Here is a 17,522-nt window from a genome sequence, read left to right on the forward strand (position 1 = left end):
GCCCTGTTTCGGACCGAAACAGGGCCAAACGCCCGCTCACAACGAGATCAGGGGCGCCAGGTGGCGGCGACGGCGAGGAACGCGTCGTTCGCCTCGACCTCACCGATGCTGACGCGCAGGCCGTCGCCGGCGAACGGGCGCACGAGGACGCCGGCCGCGGTCGCCTCGGCGGCGCGGGCCATGGTCTCCTCGCCCAGCGGGAACCAGACGAAGTTGGCGTGCGTCTCGGGCAGGTCCCAGCCCTGCGCGCGCAGCGCCGCGGTGACGCGGTCGCGTTCAGCGACCAGGGCGTCGACCCGCACGCGCAGCTCCTCCTGCGCGACGTGCTCCAAGGACGCGAGGGCGGCCCGCTGGGCGATGTGGTTCACGCCGAACGGCGTGGACACCGCCCGGATCCCGGCGGCCAGGCGCGGCTCCGCGACGGCGTACCCGACGCGCAGGCCCGCCAGGCCGTACGCCTTCGACAGCGTGCGCAGCAGGACGACGTTCGCGTGCCGGCGCAGCAGGTCCACGCCGTCGGGAGCCTGCGGGTCGCGCACGAACTCGAGGTAGGCCTCGTCGACGATCACCAGCACGTCGCGCGGGACCGCGGCGAGGAAGGCCTCCAGCTCGTCGGCGTGCACGACCGGCCCGGTGGGGTTGTTGGGCGTGCAGACCATGACGACGCGGGTGCGCGGCGTGACGGCGGCGGCCATGGCGGGCAGGTCGAGCCGCCCGTCGGCGGCCACGGGGACGGTGACGGCCGTGCCGCCCGCGACGGCGACCACGATCGGGTACGCCTCGAACGAGCGCCACGGGAACACGACCTCGTCACCGTGCTCCACGACCGCCTGCAGCACGTGCCCGAGCACGGCCACCGAGCCGTTGCCCACCACGACCTGCTCGGCCGGCACGCCCACGTGGGCGGCGAGCGCCTCGACCAGCTCCGTGGCGTACATGTCGGGGTAGCGGTTGGTCTCCTCCGCGGCCTTCGTGATCGCCTCGAGGACGGACGGCAGCGGCGGGTACGGGTTCTCGTTCGACGACAGCTTCCACAGCTTCGCCCCCTCCGCGGGGCGGGCGCCCGGCACGTACGGGGGCAGCGCGGCGACGGCGGCGCGCAGCGGGACGGCGGATTTCTGGACGAGCGGCGAGTCGGCGGGGGATGTCACAGCGGTCAAGGATGCCACCTCGCCTCCACCCTCCCCCAGGTCCGGGCCCTGACGTGCCACGATGGCCGCATGAACTTCATCGTCCGCACCCTTGTCACGGCTGTGGCGTTGTGGCTGAGCGACCTGATCTTCACCAACCTCGAGATCAAGCCCGCGTACGACGGCGACAACCTGCTGACCTACGTCCTGTCGATCCTCGGCGTCGCGCTGGTCTTCACGATCATCAGCAGCTTCGTGAAGCCGATCGTCAGCATCATCTCGATCCCGCTCCTGATCCTCACGCTGGGGCTCTTCTACCTCGTCATCAACGCCTTCGTCCTGTGGCTCACCACCTGGGTCACCGACCAGGGTTGGTTCGGCGACTGGGGCGTCGACGTGAGCGGCGGCTTCTGGTGGTTCATCTGGATCGCCCTCATCCTCGCGGTGCTGCAGGCGATCATCGGGGCGTTCGCGCCCAAGAAGGGCTGAGCCCGCACCGCTCGTCTCGATGCAGCCCCTTGGTGCAGCATCTCAGTGCAGCGTCGCCCCCGTCGGGACTCCCGGCGGGGGCGACGTCGTCCCAGACGACGTCGTCCCCGGCGCCAGCACGACCGGCGTGCTCTCCCCGGCGCCGCTCTCCCCGGCGCCGTTCTCCCCGACCCGGCGGGCCGCGAACAGGCGCGTGCTGGCCCGCGCGCCGCCGAGCAACCGCTCCAGCCGTCGCGTCACGCCCGCCGTCGGCACGTTGCCGGACCGCTCCACCGCCTCGAGGGTCCGCAGGTGCGTGGGGATCCCGTGCGCCAGCGAGATCGAGCCCGACGCGGTGAGGTCGACCGGGTCCGTCGAGTCCAGCAGCCGCCGCGCCACCGTGACGCGGTCGGCGGTCGCCGGGTTCCCGGCGGCGGCACGCCCGTCGGTCGCCGACACGAGCTCCTCGTCGTTCTCCAGGTGCAGCACGGGGACCCCGGCCGGGGTGGCGAACGTGGCCGTCGGCGAGCCCGCGGTCACGACGCCGCCCACCGGGTGCTTCGCCCGGAAGGCCGGCGACGCCGCGAGCGCCGTCGCCGCGATGCCGCCCAGGCTGTGCCCGACCAGCACCACGGGCTCGTCGTCCGCGGCGCCGGCGTCGTCGAGCGCCTGCTCCACCGCCGCGGACACGTCGGCACTCTCGTGGGCCATGAGCTGCAGGTCGGTGGCGGCGTCGAACGGGTTCGACGTGCCCAGCATGTCCTGCGTGCCGGGGATCAGCACGGTCCACGTCGTCGTTCCGTCGTCGTGGGTCACGCGCTCCACCGCGAGCGTGCCCTCGGGCGCCCCCGCCGCCGGACGCCCGACCACCCCGCTGCCGTCCGGATAGAGGTCGCCCAGGCGGGCGAGCGCCTCGGAGACGGTGCCCGACGGCGCGTCCGCCCAGGCCGGCGGCGGCCCTGCCAGGTCGGCGTCCGTGAGCGCCAGCACCCGCACCTCGGACGCCGGCAGCATCGCGTCGACGAGGTCCGCGAGCCCGCCGGCGCCCCGGGTGACGCCGTCGACGAGCGCGCCGGGGCCGCCGTCTCGGAACCGCTCGAGGTCGCGCCACCGCCACGGGACGGCGAGCGAGTAGCCGCTGGCGAAGCCCCCGACCAGGTCGTCGGCCTGAGGCGCGATCACCCTCCAGAAGTTCGCCCAGGTGCCGTCGTGACCGCCGATCACCTCCGCGGCGCGCGGGGCAGGCGGGGTACTGGCCTGCACGCCGAGCAGCCCCGCCTCGGTGCCCTCCTCGGCGGACGTGCCGCGGACCCGGTCGACGAGGGGATCCACGATCGGCTCGACGACGGGGGCCACGACGGGAGCGAGCCGGTCCGCGACCGGGCCCCCGAACGGCAGGCCGAACCGGTCCACGTACCGCTTCCCCGCCGCGACGACCTGCAGGGGGACCGTCAGCGCCCCCACCGCTGCGCCGAGGCCCAGGGTGATCCATCTCAGCCCCGCACCGGCGGCGTGCTCCGCCAGGCTCTCGGCCGCACGGTAGAGGCCGGCGGCGATCCGCAGCCGGCGCGCGCAGCGGTCGGCGCCCGACGCCCGGTGGCGCAGGCGGGCCGCCACGTCGCCCAGCCGGGCGGCGGCCGCGGAGGCGACGGCGTCCTCGTGCGCCGTGGACGCCGCGGGGAACAGGCCGCCCGCCGGGTCCTGCTCCCACTGCTGCCGGTGCAGGGCCGTCCGGGCGGCGAGGCACCTCGTGGACGCCCGCCGCAGCTGGTCGGCGACGTCGTCGAGGAGCAGCGCGGCGCCCTGCACGGCGTCGGCGTCCACCCGCGCGAGCCCGCGACCGCCGGTGACGGACAGCGTCTCGGCCGGGGGAAGTCGCTCGCTCACCGCGCCAGCACCGCCGCCGCCTCCTCGACGAGCTGCCGGTCGGCGCCGAGCCCGGTCAGCAGGTCCGCGACCTCCTGCCGGAACCGGTCCGCCGCGTCGGACTCCCAGGAGACGGCGAGGCTGTGCCGTGCGTCCGCCGCGGCATCGTCGACGTCGCCGCAGGCCCTCACCGCCAGCATCCTCGCCTCGGCGGCCGGCGTGATGCCGAGGGTGGCGTTCGGGACGGACGGGGCCGGCGGGACGGGCGGGCACGGGGAGGGCGGCGAGGTCATGCCCGGGACGCTAGGCGGACGGACGCGCCGTCCACGGTCGAGCGACCGCCGCCTGTGGACGAACACCGGCTGGGGGCAGCGTCCCGGCCGCGGGGCGCGGCGGGGACGTCCTCTCCAGCGACGTCCACTCCAGCGACGTCCACTCAAGCGATGTCGTCTCAAGCGACGTCCACTCAAGCGACGTCCTCTCAAGCGATGTCGTCTAGAGAGACAGCGCGCCGTTCAGCCTCGCGCGGTCGGACAGGATGTCGATGCCCACCACCCGGCCGCCGCGCACGGTGAAGGCGAGCACGGCGTAGACCGTGCCGTCCTCGACCACCGTGACCAGCCCGGGCGACCCGCCCACCAGGGCGAGTCGCGAGAACCGCGCGGTGCCGAAGTGCAGGCGCGCCTGCCCCGCCACCGCCGCCGCGCCGCGCAGCACCCGCGACAGCTCCCCCGGCCCATAGTCGAGGCGCAGCGTGACCTCCGGGTCGAGGAGCTCCACGAGCCCCTCCAGGTCGCCCGCCTGGGAGGCCGCCAGGTACGCGGCCACGACCTCGCGACGCCGCGCGACGTCGTCCTGCGCAGGCACGGCGTCGCGCACCTTGCGCCGCGCGCGGCTGGCGAGCTGGCGCGTCGCGGGGAGCGACCGGTCCACGAGCGGCGCGATCTCCTCGAACGGCACGCTGAACTGGTCGTGCAGCACGAAGGCGACGCGCTCGGCGGGCGCCAGGGTGTCCAGCACCACCATCAGCGCGGCGCCGACCTCGTCCGACTCCACCGCCCGCCGCTCCGGGTCGTCCAGCTCGTCGACCGGCGCGACGAGCAGGTCGGGCAGGTGCCCGCCCCAGTCGGGTCCGTCCCCCGGCACGCCGCCCCACGGCGTCTCGCGGCGGGTGGACCGCGAGCGCAGGAGGTTGAGGGCCACGCGGCCGACGATCGTCGTGAGCCAGCCGCCGAGGTTCTCCACCCCGGCCGTGCCCGCGGCGTGCGCGCGCACCCACGCGTCCTGCACGGCGTCCTCGGCGTCGGCGGTGGAGCCCAGCACGCGGTAGGCGACCGTGCGCAGGTGCGGGCGGAACGTCTCGAACTGGTCCGCCATGAGCTGGCCTGCCGTGAACTGATCCGTGCTCATCGGTCACACTCCTTCGCCGCGCCGTGTCAGAGAGGGGACAGCGCACGCTGCCGGTGCCCACCCCACCACGCGGGTACGACACCGGCCCATCACCGAGGAGCCCCGCATGACCTCCCTGACCTCGCACGACACCGCCGTCCGCAGCCTGGCCGCGGCCCTCTCCGCCGATCTGACCGGCCGGCTGCTGCTGCCCGGAGACGACGGGTTCGACCGGGCGTCGACGCCGTGGAACCTCGCGGTGCGCCAGCCCGTCGCGGCGGTGGTGGAGGCCGCCGACTCCGCCGACGCCGCCGCGACGGTGCGCCGTGCCGCGGCCGCCGGGCTCACGGTCGCCGCCCAGGCCACCGGGCACGGCGCGACCGGCGACGTGGCGGGTACGGTCCTGCTGCGCACGGGCCACCTCGACGACGTCCGGGTGGACCCGCTGCGCCGCACGGCCCGCCTGGGCGCGGGCGCGTCGTGGGGCGCGGTGCAGGCCGCGGCCGCCCCGCACGGCCTCACGACGCTCCTCGGCAGCGCCCCCGGCGTGGGCGCCGTCGGCTACACGCTCGGCGGCGGGCTCGGCTGGTTCAGCCGGGTGCACGGCCTGGCGGCCGACCACGTGCGGTCGTTCGACGTCGTCGACCCGTCGGGCGCGCAGGTCACCGTCACCGCAGCCACGGACCCGGAGCTGTTCTGGGCGCTGCGCGGCGGGGGCGGCGACCTCGCCGTCGTGACCGCGATGGAGATCGACCTGGAGCCGGTGCCCGCGTTCTCGGGCGGCAAGCTCGCGTGGCCGGCCGAGCGCGCCGCGGAGGTGCTCGCCGTCTTCCGCGAGGTCACGACGGCGGCCCCGCCGGAGCTCAGCGTGTGGCTGTCGCGGGTGGAGGCGCCGGGCGCGCCGGCCGTCGTCGTCGTGCACGCCGCCCACCTCGGCGACGCCGCCGGGGCGCGCGAGCTGCTGCGGCCGTTCGACGCCGTCCCCGGCATCCTGGGGCCGGGAGTCGACGCCGCGATCGGCCCGGTCGCGCTGGCGGACGTCGGCGACATCACCGCCGACCCCACCGACCCCGCCGCGGGGAAGGGCCGCGCCGAGCTGCTGCGCGGCATCGACGACGAGGCCGTGGAGCGCCTGTTCACCACCTCGGTCGCGCCACTGCTCGTGCTCCAGCTGCGGCACCTGGGCGGCGCGCTCGCCACGCCCGGGGACGGCGCGGGAGCGCTGGGAGCGATCGACGAGCCGTTCCTGCTGTACGCGTTCGGGCTGGCGTTCGAGCCGGGGATCGCGGCCGCCGTCGGCCACCGCCTCGAGGCGCTGCCCGCCGAGCTCGCCGGGAACGCCACGCTGCGCAAGCCGGCCACGTTCCTCGCCCCGGGCGAGAGCGCGGCGGCCGCGTACGACGACGCCGCCCTCGCCCGGCTGCGCGACCTCAAGCGCGCCCGCGACCCACGTGGCACGATCCGGGGGGACTACCCGCTCCTCGGCTGACCTCGACCGCGTTGTGAGCGGAGGATTGGCCCTGTTTCGGGCCGAGACAGGGCCAATCCTCCGCTCACAACATCGCACGGGGCCCGTGGGAGAATGTGGGCCGTGACCTCCCCCGCGCCGCAGACCTCGCCGTCCGACGTCCCGACCCCCGCGACCGACCGCGTCAACCTCGCGGACGTCACCCCGCCGATCGCCCTCGGGCCGCTCGACGGCCGCTACCGCGGCGCCGTCGCGCCTCTGGTGGACCACCTCAGCGAGGCCGCGCTCAACCGGGCGCGCATCCACGTCGAGGTCGAGTGGCTGGTCACGCTGTGCAACGGCACGGCCGAGACCCCCGGCGCCGTCGTCCCCGGCGCGCCGACGCTGACCGACGCCGAGATCGCCTACCTGCGCGCCATCCCGGCCACGTTCGGGGCGGACGAGATCGCCGAGCTGGCCGCCATCGAGCGGGAGACGGTGCACGACGTCAAGGCCGTCGAGTACTTCATCAAGCGCCGCATCGCCGCGGCCCCCGAGGCCCTGGGCGAGGCGACGAGCCTGCCCGCCGCGAGCGAGCTCGTGCACTTCGCGTGCACGTCCGAGGACATCAACAACCTGTCGTACGCGCTCATGGTGCAGGGCGGCGTGCGCGACGTGTGGCTGCCCGCCGCGACCGCGCTGACCGACCAGCTCGCCGGCATGGCCCGCGAGCACGCCGAGGTCCCGATGCTGAGCCGCACGCACGGGCAGCCGGCCACGCCGACGACGATGGGCAAGGAGCTCGCCGTCCTCGCGCACCGTCTGCGCCGCCAGCTGCGCCGCATCGAGGGCGCCGAGTACCTGGGCAAGCTCAACGGCGCCACCGGCACCTACGGCGCGCACGTCGTCGCCGTCCCGGGCGCGGACTGGCCGGCGGTGTCGAAGGCGTTCGTGGAGCACCTGGGCCTGGTGTGGAACCCGCTGACCACGCAGATCGAGTCGCACGACTGGCAGGCGGAGGTCTACGCCGACGTCGCCCGCTTCAACCGGATCCTGCACAACCTCGCGACCGACGTGTGGACGTACATCTCGCTGGGCTTCTTCACGCAGATCCCCGTGGCGGGCGCCACCGGGTCGTCGACGATGCCGCACAAGGTCAACCCGATCCGGTTCGAGAACGCCGAGGCGAACCTCGAGATCTCCTGCTCGCTGCTCGACACCCTGTCGGCGACGCTCGTGACCTCCCGCCTGCAGCGCGACCTCACCGACTCCACCACGCAGCGCAACATCGGCCCGGCGTTCGGCCACTCGCTGCTCGCCATCGACAACGTGCGCCGCGGCCTCAAGGCGCTCAACGTCAACGCCGCGCTCATGGCCGACGACCTCGACCACAACTGGGAGGTGCTCGGCGAGCCCGTCCAGTCCGCGATGCGCGCCGCCTCCGTCGCCGGCGTCGAGGGCATGGAGAACCCGTACGAGCGCCTCAAGGAGCTCACCCGCGGCCAGCGCGTCGACGCCGCCCGGATGCGCGAGTTCGTCGCCGGCCTCGGCCTGCCCGACGACGTCGCCGCCCGCCTCGCGGAGCTCACGCCCGCGTCGTACACCGGCATCGCCGCACGGCTCGTCGAGGACTACCTGGCCTGACCAAGCCCCTCGCCCGAGCGCCGAACAGGCGGTTGCGCACCTCATACGCCACGAGAAGGTGCACAACCGCCTGTTCGGCGTCGAGCCCGGGTGCGTGACCCGTCAGCGCGCCATCGCCTGCCGGCCGAGGACGGCGAGCAGCGCGAGCTTCTCCTCCGCCTCGGAGCGGGGCGGGGCGGTGAGCACCAGCAGCGCCTGCGTCTGGTCCTCGGTGAACAGCACCTGGCAGTCCAGCTCGACGGGGCCGACCTCCGGGTGCAGCAGGGTCTTGTGGTCCGCGAAGCGCTGGTGCACCTCGTGCCGGTCCCAGAGCTCGGCGAACTCCGGGCTGCGCCCGCGCAGCTCCCGCACCAGCTCCCCCGCCCGCGAGCGCGGGCCGAGCATCCCGTGCGCCGCGCGCAGGGTGGAGACGAGGGATCTCCCCTGCCGGTCGCGGTCGTCCTCGGGATACAGCAGCCGCTCGCCCGGGTCGGTGAACCAGCGGTAGACGTCGCTGCGCGCCCAGCCCGTCAGCGCGGACCGGTCGCCGAGGAGGGCGACGGCGAGGTCGTTCGCGACCAGCGTCTCGCCGAGGGCGGAGAGCACGAGGGCGGGCGTGTCGGACAGGCGGTCGAGCACGCGCAGCAGCGCGGGCGACACGTGCGACGACATCGTCACGCGGTCGGGCGCGCCGCGGCCGGCGACGCGGAACAGATAGTCCCGCTCGTCGTCGGTGAGCCGCAGGGCCCGCGCGAGCGACGCGAGCATCTGCTCGCTCGGCTGCGGGCCGCGCTGCTGCTCGAGCCGCGTGTAGTAGTCCGCGGACATCGCCGCGAGCGCCGCGACCTCCTCCCGCCGCAGGCCGGCGGTGCGGCGTCGCGCGCCGGCGGGGAGGCCCACGTCGGCGGGCTGCACCGCCTCGCGGCGGCGGCGGAGGAACTCGGCGAGCTCTCGACGGTCGGCGGCACGGTCCATGCGTCCTTCAGGAGCCGTGCGTCCTTCAGGAGCCGTGCGTCCTTCAGGAGCCGTGCGTCCTTCAGGAGCCGTGCGTCCTTCATGAGCCATGCGCCCATCGTCCGCCGTCGCCGCCGGCACGACCAGACCGCAGCCAGGGACCGCCGGTCCCCCGATGACCGCTCCTCTCCCGCCCCGGCGGCGCTCGACGCACGGTGGACGGCATGGACATCACCCGCAGCACCGTCTTCATCCCCGGCGCGACGAGCGGCATCGGCCTCGCCTTGGCCCTGCGCCTGCAGGCCCGCGGCAGCACCGTGATCGTGGGCGGCCGCCGCACCGCCCTGCTCGACGAGATCGTGGCCGCCCACCCCGGGATCGACGCCGTCCGCATCGACACGGCGGACCCCGCGAGCATCGACGCGGCCCGGGACGAGGTCCTCGCCCGGCACCCGGACCTCGACGTCGTCGTCGCGATGGCGGGGATCATGCAGGCCGAGGACTGGACGTCGCCGGACTTCCTCGCCGTCGCCGAGCGGACGGTCGCGACCAACCTGCTCGGCCCGATCCGCCTCGCGGCGGCGTTCCTGCCGCAGCTGCGCGCCCGCGCGGGGTCGGGCGCGGGCGCCGCGTTCGTCACCGTCTCGTCCGGGCTGGCGCACGTGCCGCTCGCGGTGACGCCCACCTACAACGCGACCAAGGCCGCGATCCACCGCCTCAGCGAGGGCATCCGGCTGCAGCTCGAGCCCGCGGGCGTCCAGGTGATCGAGATCGTGCCGCCCGCCGTGCGGACGGCGCTCATGCCAGGACAGGAGGACAGCCCGATCGCCATGCCGCTCGACGCGTTCGCGGACGAGACGGTCGAGCTGCTCGCGACCCGCCCCGACGCGCACGAGATCCTGGTCGAGGGCGTGAAGTTCCTGCGGTTCGCGGAGACGTCGGGCGCGTACGAGGCGACGGTCGCGCGCCTCAACGCCTCCGACCCGCACTCGACCGACCCGCACGCCGCCTGACGTCTCCGCGGCAGGTCAGGGCTTGGTCGTCCCGAGGTACCTCGTGGCGACGAAGCCCTGCTTGCCGTCGACGTAGACCTTCACCCAGCCGTTCGACGCCGGCCAGATCTTCTTGACCGCCTTGCCCTTGTTCATGGAGCCGAGGATCGCGGCGCTCGTGCTCGGCTTCGCCCGCAGGCGCAGGCCGTTGACCTGGACGTAGCGGGTGCCCAGCGACGTGAGCGTGGGCGACACGTAGTCGGCGTGCATCCAGCCGGTCGTGCCGCTGTACGTCACCTTGCGCCAGACGCCCGAGCTCGCGCCGGGCTTGGCGGTGAGCTTGCGGTTGACCTTGACGGTCGTGAGGACCCGGTAGGCGGTGCTCGGGCCGGAGCGGAGGTTCACGCTGGTGGTCGTCCAGTAGGTGCACGACGTCGGCACGACGCGCTTGGCGGCCCACGTCGCGCCCGCGGTGAGCGACGCCCCGTGGTTCTTCATCCAGTAGTAGGGGTCCGCGGTCTTGCCGGACCCCTTGTACGCGCCCTTCCAGATCTCCAGGTGGAGGTGCGGCGCCGTCGAGGTGCCGGAGCTGCCGACGTCGGCGATGTGCTGGCCGCGCTTCACGGTCTTGCCGGCCTTGACGTACCGGTCCCCGTCGATGACGTGGCCGTAGACGGAGTAGACCTTGCCGCCGTCGACGCTCGACCGCACGACGACCACCTGCCCGAAGCCCGGCGCGGAGCCGGCCTTCACGACCGTGCCGGCGGCGACGGACCTCACGTCGACCCCCTTGGACGCACTCATGTCCTGGCCCAGGTGGTACGTGGACGCCCCGCGGATCGGCATGCAGCGCGGCCCGTAGTAGGACGAGAGCCCGTAGGTCCTGTCGGGCAGCGGCCGGACGGCGGCGGATGCCGCCCCTGCTCCCGCCACCCCGGTGGTGAGCGCCAGGACGCCGGCGACCCCCGCCGTGATCCCGGTCGTGATGATGCGTCGCACGGTGCGCATGTGGCCCCCTCAAGCCGTGGGCATCGTTGCCCAGGACGCACGGTAAGCACGCCCCGTGGGGTGGCGCGCGCGGTGCGACATCCGGGACACTCGTCTTCACCAGCAAGTCCGAGCGTGAAACTCTCTTACCGAGCCCCTGACCCGGAGGACCTGCAATGACGCACCCGTCCGTCTCCCGCGCCGCCGCCCTCGACCGGCGCGGCTTCCTCACCCTCGCCGCCGCGGGGATCGCCGGCTCGACGCTGTCGGTCGCCGTCGGCTCGATGACGCCCGCGGACGCCGCGGAGGCCGGCGCCGCTGCGGCCGTCGACGCCGCCGGCAGCGCCGTGCGCAAGCGCGAGCTGCGCGCGATGTGGATCTCGTCCGTCGTGAACATCGACTGGCCGTCGCGCACCGGCCTGAGCGCCGACGAGCTCAAGGCCGAGTACCTGCACTGGCTCGACGTCGCCGCGGACATGAACCTCAACGCCGTCTTCGTCCAGGTGCGCCCGACGGCGGACGCCTTCTGGCCCAGCCCGTACGAGCCGTGGTCGCAGTACCTCACCGGCACGCAGGGCGGCGACCCCGGCTTCGACCCGCTCGGGTTCGCCGTCTCCGAGACGCACGCCCGCAACCTCGAGCTGCACGCCTGGTACAACCCGTACCGCGTGTCGATGCAGACGGACCCCACGAAGCTCGTCCCCACCCACCCCGCCCGGCAGCACCCCGACTGGGTGTGGCCGTTCGGCGGCAAGCTCTACTTCGACCCGGGCCTGCCGGAGGCGCGCGAGCACATCTACGCGGCGATCCTGCACAGCGTCGAGCACTACGACATCGACGGCGTGCACTTCGACGACTACTTCTACCCCTACCCGGTGGCCGGGCAGACCCTGCCCGACGCCGGCACGTACGCCGCGCACGGCGACGGCTTCGCGACCATCGAGGAGTGGCGGCGGCACAACGTCGACACCTTCGTGCAGACGATCTCGGGGCGGATCAAGGAGCTCAAGCCCTGGGTCAAGTTCGGCATCAGCCCGTTCGGCATCTGGCGCAACAAGGCCACGGACCCCGCCGGCTCGGACACCGCCGGGTCGCAGAGCTACGACGGCCAGTTCGCCGACACCCGCAAGTGGGTGCTCGAGGGCTGGCTCGACTACATCAACCCGCAGATCTACTGGCAGTTCGGGCTCGCCGTCGCCGACTACCGCAAGCTTGTGCCGTGGTGGGCCGACGTGGCGGCGCAGTCCGGCACCCACCTGTACGTGGGCGAGGCGCTCTACAAGGTCACCTCGGGGGTGTTCACCGACCCCGCCGAGCTGTCGAACCACCTCACCTACTGCGCGGAGCTGGACGCCGCGGGCACCCCCGTCCACGGCAACGTGTACTTCTCGGCCGTGCACGTGCCGGCGGACCCGAAGGGCTCCATGTCCCGCGTCCGCGCGGACCACTACAGCCACCCCGCGCTGGTCCCCGCGATGGCGCACCTGCCCGCCACTCCCGTGCGCGTGCCGGTCCTCGCGGAGGCGACGGCAGGGGCCGACGGAGTGGCCCTCAAGTGGCTCGACACCGGCCCGCGCCGGACGGCGGCCACGTCGTTCGCCGTCTACCGGGCCGCCGGGAGCGGCGTCTCCGTCGACGTCGAGGACGCGCGCAACCTCCTCGCGACCGTGCGCTCGTCGGGGGACGTCGAGCAGTACTTCACGGACGTCACCGCCACGCCGGGCGAGAGCTACACGTACGTCGTGACCGCCCTCGACCGCGTGTGGAACGAGTCGCGGCCCAGCCGCCCCCGCTCCGCGTGAGAGGTATACCAAAGAGTGTGGCCGCGGTAACGTGAGCCGCAGGAGCCCCCCGCCCCCTCACCGGGCGGGGGGCTCCATCCACGTCCAGCATGCTCACGTCCAGCATGCTCACGTCCAGCATGCTCACGTCCAGCGGGTCAGCCCGGCCGGATCGGGTCGAGGGCGAAGAGCGTGCCGAGGTCGGCTCCGAGAGCGCGGCCGAGCTCGTCGTCGTCCAGCAGGCCACGCTCGGCGAGGACGCGCAGGGCTGCGTCACGGTCCGCGCGAGCCCGGTCCTGCTCCGCGGGCGGCAGGGCGGCGACCGCCCGCCGCGCGGCCTCCCGGTCGGACAGCGAGGGCGGGGCGGGCGGGCCCGGGTCCTCCACCTCGTCCGGCCGCACGTGACGCCGCGCGAGGATCGCGACGACGAGCCCCGCCGCCAGGAGCAGGGTCGCGATCACCGCCCCGTACGCGGGCGCCTCGACCCCGCCCTCCCGCGCGATCTGCGGCAGGGCGATCGCCGCGCAGGCGGCCAGCACGCCGGACACCCCGGCGATGCCCAGCAGCTCCGGCGACCACCTCGCGCCGCCGCGGAACCACAGCACCCACAGGACGACCTGCACGAGGGCGGCCACGACGAAGCACGCCGAGGCGAACGGCACCGCGACGCCGGCGGACACCTCCCCCGCGGTCGGGAAGCTGACCGGGTCGGTCATGTACACGGCCACCCCCAGCACCGGCGACGCCAGCGCGATCACCGTCAGCACCCCGAGCAGCGCGGTCCCCGCCCGCCGCACCCGGGACGGCGGCGGCGACCAGCGCGCCGCCAGGTCCGCGCCGTGCGCGCCGAACGTCGCCACGACGTCCCGGTGGTGCTGGAACGCGAACGCCTCGAGCCGCGCCAGCCGCGGCACGTTCGCCAGCGACTGGTCGCGCGCCCACTCCTGGGCGTCGGCGTACGGGAGGCTCATGCCGGTCCTTCCTGTGGCATGCGCACACGCTAGACGACGACGCCTCCGTCGTCCTCAGCGTCCCGCGAGCACGTGCGCCAGGTCCGTGTGCGCGTCGTGGCAGACGGAGACGAGCCACCCGACGGGCGTCGTCGCCCGCGCCTGCACCAGGGTCTCCGGGTCGACGGCGCGCCGCCCGAGCACCGCGAGCCGGCGCTGCCACGCCGCCTCGACGTCGTCCGGGACCGGGCGCGCCGCCAGCCGCTCGGCCGTGCGGCGCAGCTCGCGTTCGACCCGCGTGTTCGTCCCCGACGCGCGCTGCGGCCGACGTGGCGGCGCGGCCGGCCCGCGACGACGCGCCCGGTCGCAGCGCAGCGCGATCCCGGCCGCGAGCGCCACGGCCGCCGCGGTCGCGGGGACCCACCACGCCAGGTCGGCCGCGGTGAAGCCCCGGCCGTCGCCCGTGCCGACCGCCGCGCGGTAGATCAGGAGCGCGGCCGCCAGCCCGCCGACGGTCACGGCGAACGTCTCGCCGACGACGGCGGCCTCCCGGTCCGGCACGCGCAGCGCGAGGCCGACGAGCAGCGCGGGGACCGCCACCCACGCCGCGACCAGCGCGAGCGAGGCGGCGTCCTCCGGCTGGATGAAGGCGTTCTTGCGTCCCGGCGGGGCGAACATCGGCGCCAGCACCAGCACCGCCAGGAGCCCGACACCGAGCACCGTGCCCCACACGGCCCGGTACGCCGTCGAGCGGCGGCGCGCGCTCCGCTCGGCGGGCGACGGCTCGGGCAGCGGCTCTGGCTCACGTGCCGTCCGCACCATGTGCCGACGGCGGCGGTGCAGGTCGCGCAGGTCGTCGAACCACGCGGCGTCGAACCACGCGGCGTCCGACCGCGCGGCGCCCGATCGACCCGCACCCGACCGCAGCACGGCCACCGCCTCGCGGGCCACGGCCCGCACGCTCGGCTCGTCCCCTGCCGGGGCCACGAGCGCGGTCACAGGGCGGCTCGGGTCGCCGCGGCCACGCGCCGTCGGGGCGGGTCCAGGTGCACCGGGTCACGGTACCGGCGGTCACGACGTCAGGATCGCCACGCTCCCCGCGGGGTGCGTTGCCACCGAGCTGGCCGCGCTGGACAGTTGCCTCGTCCACGCACCCCCGCGCAGCGTCGCGCCCGGTGCGTCGTCACCGTCGACCGACTCACGACCGAGAGGGACCACGCATGTCCGAGGACACCACGCCTACCCCACCGCCGCGCAGCACGAGGGCCGCGAAGGTGACCGCGTGGGCCGCCGCCGTCGCCGCGGTGGCCACGCTGACGATCCTCGCCTTCCAGTTCTTCACGATCCGCACGCTCGCCTCGGTCCCGCCCGAGGGCCACATGAGCCAGGCGCTGAAGGAGGCGCTCTGCGTCCCGTACGTGAACGGGGTGCTCGAGCTGTCGGCGCAGGGCTACTCGGAGGCGCAGATCTACGACGTGTACCAGGAGATGGCGGCCCCGGCGGACCCCACCGACCCGAACGCGTACATCTTCATGTCCGACGAGTCCCCGTCGTTCGCGATGGAGACGTGCGGCACCCCGGGCGAGATCATCGACACGGCGAAGGCCGCCGCGACGAAGTAGCCGCCGCGTTCAGCCTGGGCGAATCATCCGGTGGCTGGCAGGATCGACCCCATGCACGAACGCGCGGGGATGCCGGCCCAGGACAGCGACCTCATCGACGTCGACCAGGTGGTGGGCGCGTACTACGACCTTGTGCCCGACGTCGCGGACCCGGCCCAGCAGGTGGTGTTCGGCACGTCCGGCCACCGGGGCTCCAGCCTGGACACGGCGTTCAACGAGGCGCACATCGCGGCGATCACGCAGGCGATCGTGGAGTACCGGGCGTCGCAGGGCACGGACGGGCCGCTGTTCATCGGCCGCGACACGCACGCGCTGTCGCTGCCGGCGTGGCAGACGGCGCTGGAGGTGCTGGCGGCCGCGGGCGTCACCGTCATGGTGGACGCGCGCGACTCGTTCACGCCCACGCCGGCGGTGTCGCAGTCGATCCTCATCCACAACGGCGCGACGACGGGCGACGGCGTGCGCACCACGGGCCCGGGGCTCGCGGACGGCATCGTCGTCACGCCGTCGCACAACCCGCCGCGCGACGGCGGCTTCAAGTACAACCCGCCGCACGGCGGCCCCGCCGGGTCCGAGGCCACGGGCTGGATCGCGGACCGCGCCAACGAGATCCTCCGCACCGGCGGGCTCGGGTCGGTGCGCCGCGTCGCGCTCGAGGACGCGCTCGCGGCCGACACCACGCACAAGCACGACTTCCTCACGACGTACGTCGACGACCTGCCGAACGTCGTCGACCTCGACGCGATCCGTTCCGCCGGCGTGCGCATCGGCGCGGACCCGTTGGGCGGCGCGTCGGTGGAGTACTGGGGCGCGATCGGCGAGCGGTACGACCTCGACCTCACCGTGGTGAACCCGCAGGTGGACCCGCGCTGGTCGTTCATGACGCTCGACTGGGACGGCAAGATCCGCATGGACTGCAGCTCCCCGTACGCGATGGCGTCGCTGGTGGAGCGCATGCAGGGCGACGCGCCGTTCGACGTCGCGACCGGCAACGACGCGGACTCCGACCGGCACGGCATCGTCACCCCCGACGCGGGCCTCATGAACCCGAACCACTACCTGGCCGTCGCGATCGAGTATCTGTACGGCGGCGCGCGCCCCGGCTGGCCCGAGGGTGCCGCGATCGGCAAGACGCTCGTGTCGTCGGCGCTGATCGACCGGGTCGCGGCCGGCCTGGGCCGGCGCCTGGTCGAGGTGCCGGTGGGCTTCAAGTGGTTCGTGCCCGGCCTGCTGGACGGCGAGGTCGGGTTCGGCGGCGAGGAGTCGGCGGGGGCGTCGTTCCTGCGCCGCGACGGCCGCGTGTGGTCCACCGACAAGGACGGCCTGCTGCTGGCCCTGCTCGCGTCGGAGATCATCGCGACCACCGGCCGCACCCCGTCGGAGCACCACGCCGACCTCGTCGCCCGCCACGGCGAGTCCTGGTACGCCCGCGTGGACGCGCCCGCGTCGCGCGAGCAGAAGGCGCGCCTGTCCGCCCTCTCCCCTGACGAGGTGACCTCGACGACCCTCGCCGGGCAGGACATCACCGCGACGCTCACGGAGGCGCCCGGCAACGGCGCCACCATCGGCGGCCTCAAGGTGACCACCTCCGACGCGTGGTTCGCCGCCCGCCCGTCGGGCACGGAGGACGTGTACAAGATCTACGCCGAGTCGTTCGTGTCGGCCGACCACCTCGCCGAGGTGCAGGCCTCCGCCAAGGAGCTCGTGGACGGCGCGCTCGGCGACGCCTGACCCCTTCCTGAGTACCGCCCGTACGGGCGGCGTCCGCATCGCGGTCGGAATTTGATTTCAGCAGGCAACGTTTTTATGTTTGCTCCCCGCAACCGATCAGGGAGTGGGCGAGCATGCCTGAGCACGCACGGTACGAGGAGCTCCAGCGACAGCTGCGGGCCGTCGGCGTCGTCAAGCGCACCATCGTGCGGAACCTGCCGCACGACTGCCCGGTCGGGCCGACCGCCGTGCTGTCGACGCTGCGCCGCCGGGGGCCGATGCGCCTGACCGCGCTCGCCGACCAGCTCTGGATCGACCTGTCCGTCACCAGCCGGCACGTGTCCCACGCCGTCGACCAGGGCTGGGTCGAACGCACGCGCGACCCCGACGACGGGCGGTCGTGGATCGCCAGCCTCACCCCCACCGGGCTGGAGAAGCTCGAGCAGATCGTCGCGCGCACGTCCCGCCTGTTCGCCGAGCGGATGGACGACTGGGACGGCGAGGAGATCGACCGGCTCGTCGGGCTCATGGCCCGCCTGCACGGCAGCTTCGCCGACTGCCCGACGGCGCCCCGCGGCGCCGTCCCCGCCCGGGCCTGACTCC

16 protein-coding genes are annotated in these 17,522 nt (G+C 74.4%); 8 read left to right on the forward strand and 8 right to left on the reverse strand.

Translation table 11 applies throughout. The features are described 5' to 3' along the window. Positions 1–47 precede the first annotated feature (47 nt). On the reverse strand, positions 48–1,160 hold the full coding sequence (gene hisC, locus ACWF41_RS00815) for a histidinol-phosphate transaminase (RefSeq protein ID WP_380326170.1): 1,113 nt from the start codon (positions 1,158–1,160) through the stop codon (positions 48–50). Between the two features lie 60 nt (positions 1,161–1,220). Between hisC and ACWF41_RS00820 the strand changes: the two genes are divergently transcribed. Next, positions 1,221–1,619: a phage holin family protein gene (locus tag ACWF41_RS00820; RefSeq protein ID WP_380326167.1), complete on the forward strand. Its 399-nt coding sequence runs from the start codon at positions 1,221–1,223 to the stop codon at positions 1,617–1,619. A gap of 42 nt (positions 1,620–1,661) precedes the next feature. Here the strand turns inward: ACWF41_RS00820 and ACWF41_RS00825 are convergent, their stop codons facing one another. From ACWF41_RS00825 to ACWF41_RS00835, 3 genes are all read right to left on the reverse strand, one after another. Then, positions 1,662–3,485, reverse strand: a complete 1,824-nt coding sequence (locus ACWF41_RS00825) for a hypothetical protein (protein ID WP_380326164.1) — start codon at positions 3,483–3,485, stop codon at positions 1,662–1,664. Next, positions 3,482–3,757: a hypothetical protein gene (locus ACWF41_RS00830; RefSeq protein WP_380326161.1), complete on the reverse strand. Its 276-nt coding sequence runs from the start codon at positions 3,755–3,757 to the stop codon at positions 3,482–3,484. Before ACWF41_RS00830 ends, ACWF41_RS00825 begins: the two co-directional genes overlap by 4 nt. 202 nt (positions 3,758–3,959) lie before the next feature. After that, positions 3,960–4,874, reverse strand: coding sequence for a sigma-70 family RNA polymerase sigma factor (locus ACWF41_RS00835; protein WP_380326158.1), 915 nt, complete (start codon positions 4,872–4,874; stop codon positions 3,960–3,962). A 106-nt stretch (positions 4,875–4,980) separates the two neighbouring features. Between ACWF41_RS00835 and ACWF41_RS00840 the strand changes: the two genes are divergently transcribed. Continuing rightward, positions 4,981–6,342: an FAD-binding oxidoreductase gene (locus tag ACWF41_RS00840; RefSeq protein WP_380326155.1), complete on the forward strand. Its 1,362-nt coding sequence runs from the start codon at positions 4,981–4,983 to the stop codon at positions 6,340–6,342. 93 nt (positions 6,343–6,435) lie between these two features. Then, positions 6,436–7,944: an adenylosuccinate lyase gene (gene purB / locus ACWF41_RS00845; RefSeq protein WP_380317531.1), complete on the forward strand. Its 1,509-nt coding sequence runs from the start codon at positions 6,436–6,438 to the stop codon at positions 7,942–7,944. 102 nt (positions 7,945–8,046) lie between these two features. Here purB and ACWF41_RS00850 read toward each other — a convergent pair whose 3' ends face one another. After that, positions 8,047–8,898, reverse strand: coding sequence for a helix-turn-helix transcriptional regulator (locus ACWF41_RS00850; protein WP_380317528.1), 852 nt, complete (start codon positions 8,896–8,898; stop codon positions 8,047–8,049). Positions 8,899–9,101: 203 nt separating this feature from the next. On the opposite strand from ACWF41_RS00850, the gene ACWF41_RS00855 reads away from it, so the two are divergent. Then, on the forward strand, positions 9,102–9,890 hold the full coding sequence (locus ACWF41_RS00855; protein WP_380317525.1) for an SDR family oxidoreductase: 789 nt from the start codon (positions 9,102–9,104) through the stop codon (positions 9,888–9,890). 15 nt (positions 9,891–9,905) lie between these two features. On the opposite strand, the gene ACWF41_RS00860 is transcribed toward ACWF41_RS00855, so the two are convergent. After that, the gene (locus ACWF41_RS00860) at positions 9,906–10,877 is read right to left on the reverse strand and encodes an SH3 domain-containing protein (protein WP_380317522.1); all 972 of its coding nucleotides are present in this window, start codon (positions 10,875–10,877) and stop codon (positions 9,906–9,908) included. Between the two features lie 155 nt (positions 10,878–11,032). Between ACWF41_RS00860 and ACWF41_RS00865 the strand changes: the two genes are divergently transcribed. Then, complete coding sequence (locus ACWF41_RS00865) at positions 11,033–12,658, forward strand: glycoside hydrolase family 10 protein (RefSeq protein WP_380317519.1); 1,626 nt, start codon at positions 11,033–11,035, stop codon at positions 12,656–12,658. Between the two features lie 137 nt (positions 12,659–12,795). Here the strand turns inward: ACWF41_RS00865 and ACWF41_RS00870 are convergent, their stop codons facing one another. Both ACWF41_RS00870 and ACWF41_RS00875 read right to left on the reverse strand, forming a co-directional pair. After that, positions 12,796–13,608 carry a hypothetical protein gene (locus ACWF41_RS00870; RefSeq protein WP_380317516.1) on the reverse strand — a complete coding sequence of 271 codons (813 nt, stop codon included), beginning with the start codon at positions 13,606–13,608 and terminating at the stop codon, positions 12,796–12,798. Between the two features lie 54 nt (positions 13,609–13,662). Continuing rightward, positions 13,663–14,586: a hypothetical protein gene (locus tag ACWF41_RS00875; RefSeq protein ID WP_380317513.1), complete on the reverse strand. Its 924-nt coding sequence runs from the start codon at positions 14,584–14,586 to the stop codon at positions 13,663–13,665. A gap of 221 nt (positions 14,587–14,807) precedes the next feature. Here ACWF41_RS00875 and ACWF41_RS00880 point away from each other — a divergent pair, with 221 nt between their 5' ends. The 3 genes from ACWF41_RS00880 (at position 14,808) to ACWF41_RS00890 (ending at position 17,518) form a co-directional block, all read left to right on the forward strand. Next, positions 14,808–15,209 carry a hypothetical protein gene (locus tag ACWF41_RS00880; protein WP_380317510.1) on the forward strand — a complete coding sequence of 134 codons (402 nt, stop codon included), beginning with the start codon at positions 14,808–14,810 and terminating at the stop codon, positions 15,207–15,209. Between the two features lie 51 nt (positions 15,210–15,260). After that, the gene (gene pgm / locus ACWF41_RS00885) at positions 15,261–16,940 is read left to right on the forward strand and encodes a phosphoglucomutase (alpha-D-glucose-1,6-bisphosphate-dependent) (RefSeq protein ID WP_380317507.1); all 1,680 of its coding nucleotides are present in this window, start codon (positions 15,261–15,263) and stop codon (positions 16,938–16,940) included. A gap of 113 nt (positions 16,941–17,053) precedes the next feature. Next, positions 17,054–17,518: a MarR family winged helix-turn-helix transcriptional regulator gene (locus ACWF41_RS00890; protein WP_380317504.1), complete on the forward strand. Its 465-nt coding sequence runs from the start codon at positions 17,054–17,056 to the stop codon at positions 17,516–17,518. The last annotated feature ends 4 nt before the right edge of the window (positions 17,519–17,522 follow it).

It is taken from the genome of Isoptericola sp. NPDC055063 (assembly GCF_053608125.1).

Bases quoted from the DNA above. Each gene is read 5' to 3' on its own strand.
- ACWF41_RS00820 (WP_380326167.1), top strand. From the start codon at position 1,221: ATGAACTTCATCGTCCGCACCCTTGTCACGGCTGTGGCGTTGTGGCTG.
- ACWF41_RS00830 (WP_380326161.1), bottom strand. From the start codon at position 3,757: ATGACCTCGCCGCCCTCCCCGTGCCCGCCCGTCCCGCCGGCCCCGTCC.
- ACWF41_RS00835 (WP_380326158.1), bottom strand. From the start codon at position 4,874: ATGAGCACGGATCAGTTCACGGCAGGCCAGCTCATGGCGGACCAGTTC.
- ACWF41_RS00840 (WP_380326155.1), top strand. From the start codon at position 4,981: ATGACCTCCCTGACCTCGCACGACACCGCCGTCCGCAGCCTGGCCGCG.
- purB (WP_380317531.1), top strand. From the start codon at position 6,436: ATGTGGGCCGTGACCTCCCCCGCGCCGCAGACCTCGCCGTCCGACGTC.
- ACWF41_RS00850 (WP_380317528.1), bottom strand. From the start codon at position 8,898: ATGGACCGTGCCGCCGACCGTCGAGAGCTCGCCGAGTTCCTCCGCCGC.
- ACWF41_RS00855 (WP_380317525.1), top strand. From the start codon at position 9,102: ATGGACATCACCCGCAGCACCGTCTTCATCCCCGGCGCGACGAGCGGC.
- ACWF41_RS00860 (WP_380317522.1), bottom strand. From the start codon at position 10,877: ATGCGCACCGTGCGACGCATCATCACGACCGGGATCACGGCGGGGGTC.
- ACWF41_RS00865 (WP_380317519.1), top strand. From the start codon at position 11,033: ATGACGCACCCGTCCGTCTCCCGCGCCGCCGCCCTCGACCGGCGCGGC.
- ACWF41_RS00870 (WP_380317516.1), bottom strand. From the start codon at position 13,608: ATGAGCCTCCCGTACGCCGACGCCCAGGAGTGGGCGCGCGACCAGTCG.
- ACWF41_RS00880 (WP_380317510.1), top strand. From the start codon at position 14,808: ATGTCCGAGGACACCACGCCTACCCCACCGCCGCGCAGCACGAGGGCC.
- pgm (WP_380317507.1), top strand. From the start codon at position 15,261: ATGCACGAACGCGCGGGGATGCCGGCCCAGGACAGCGACCTCATCGAC.
- ACWF41_RS00890 (WP_380317504.1), top strand. From the start codon at position 17,054: ATGCCTGAGCACGCACGGTACGAGGAGCTCCAGCGACAGCTGCGGGCC.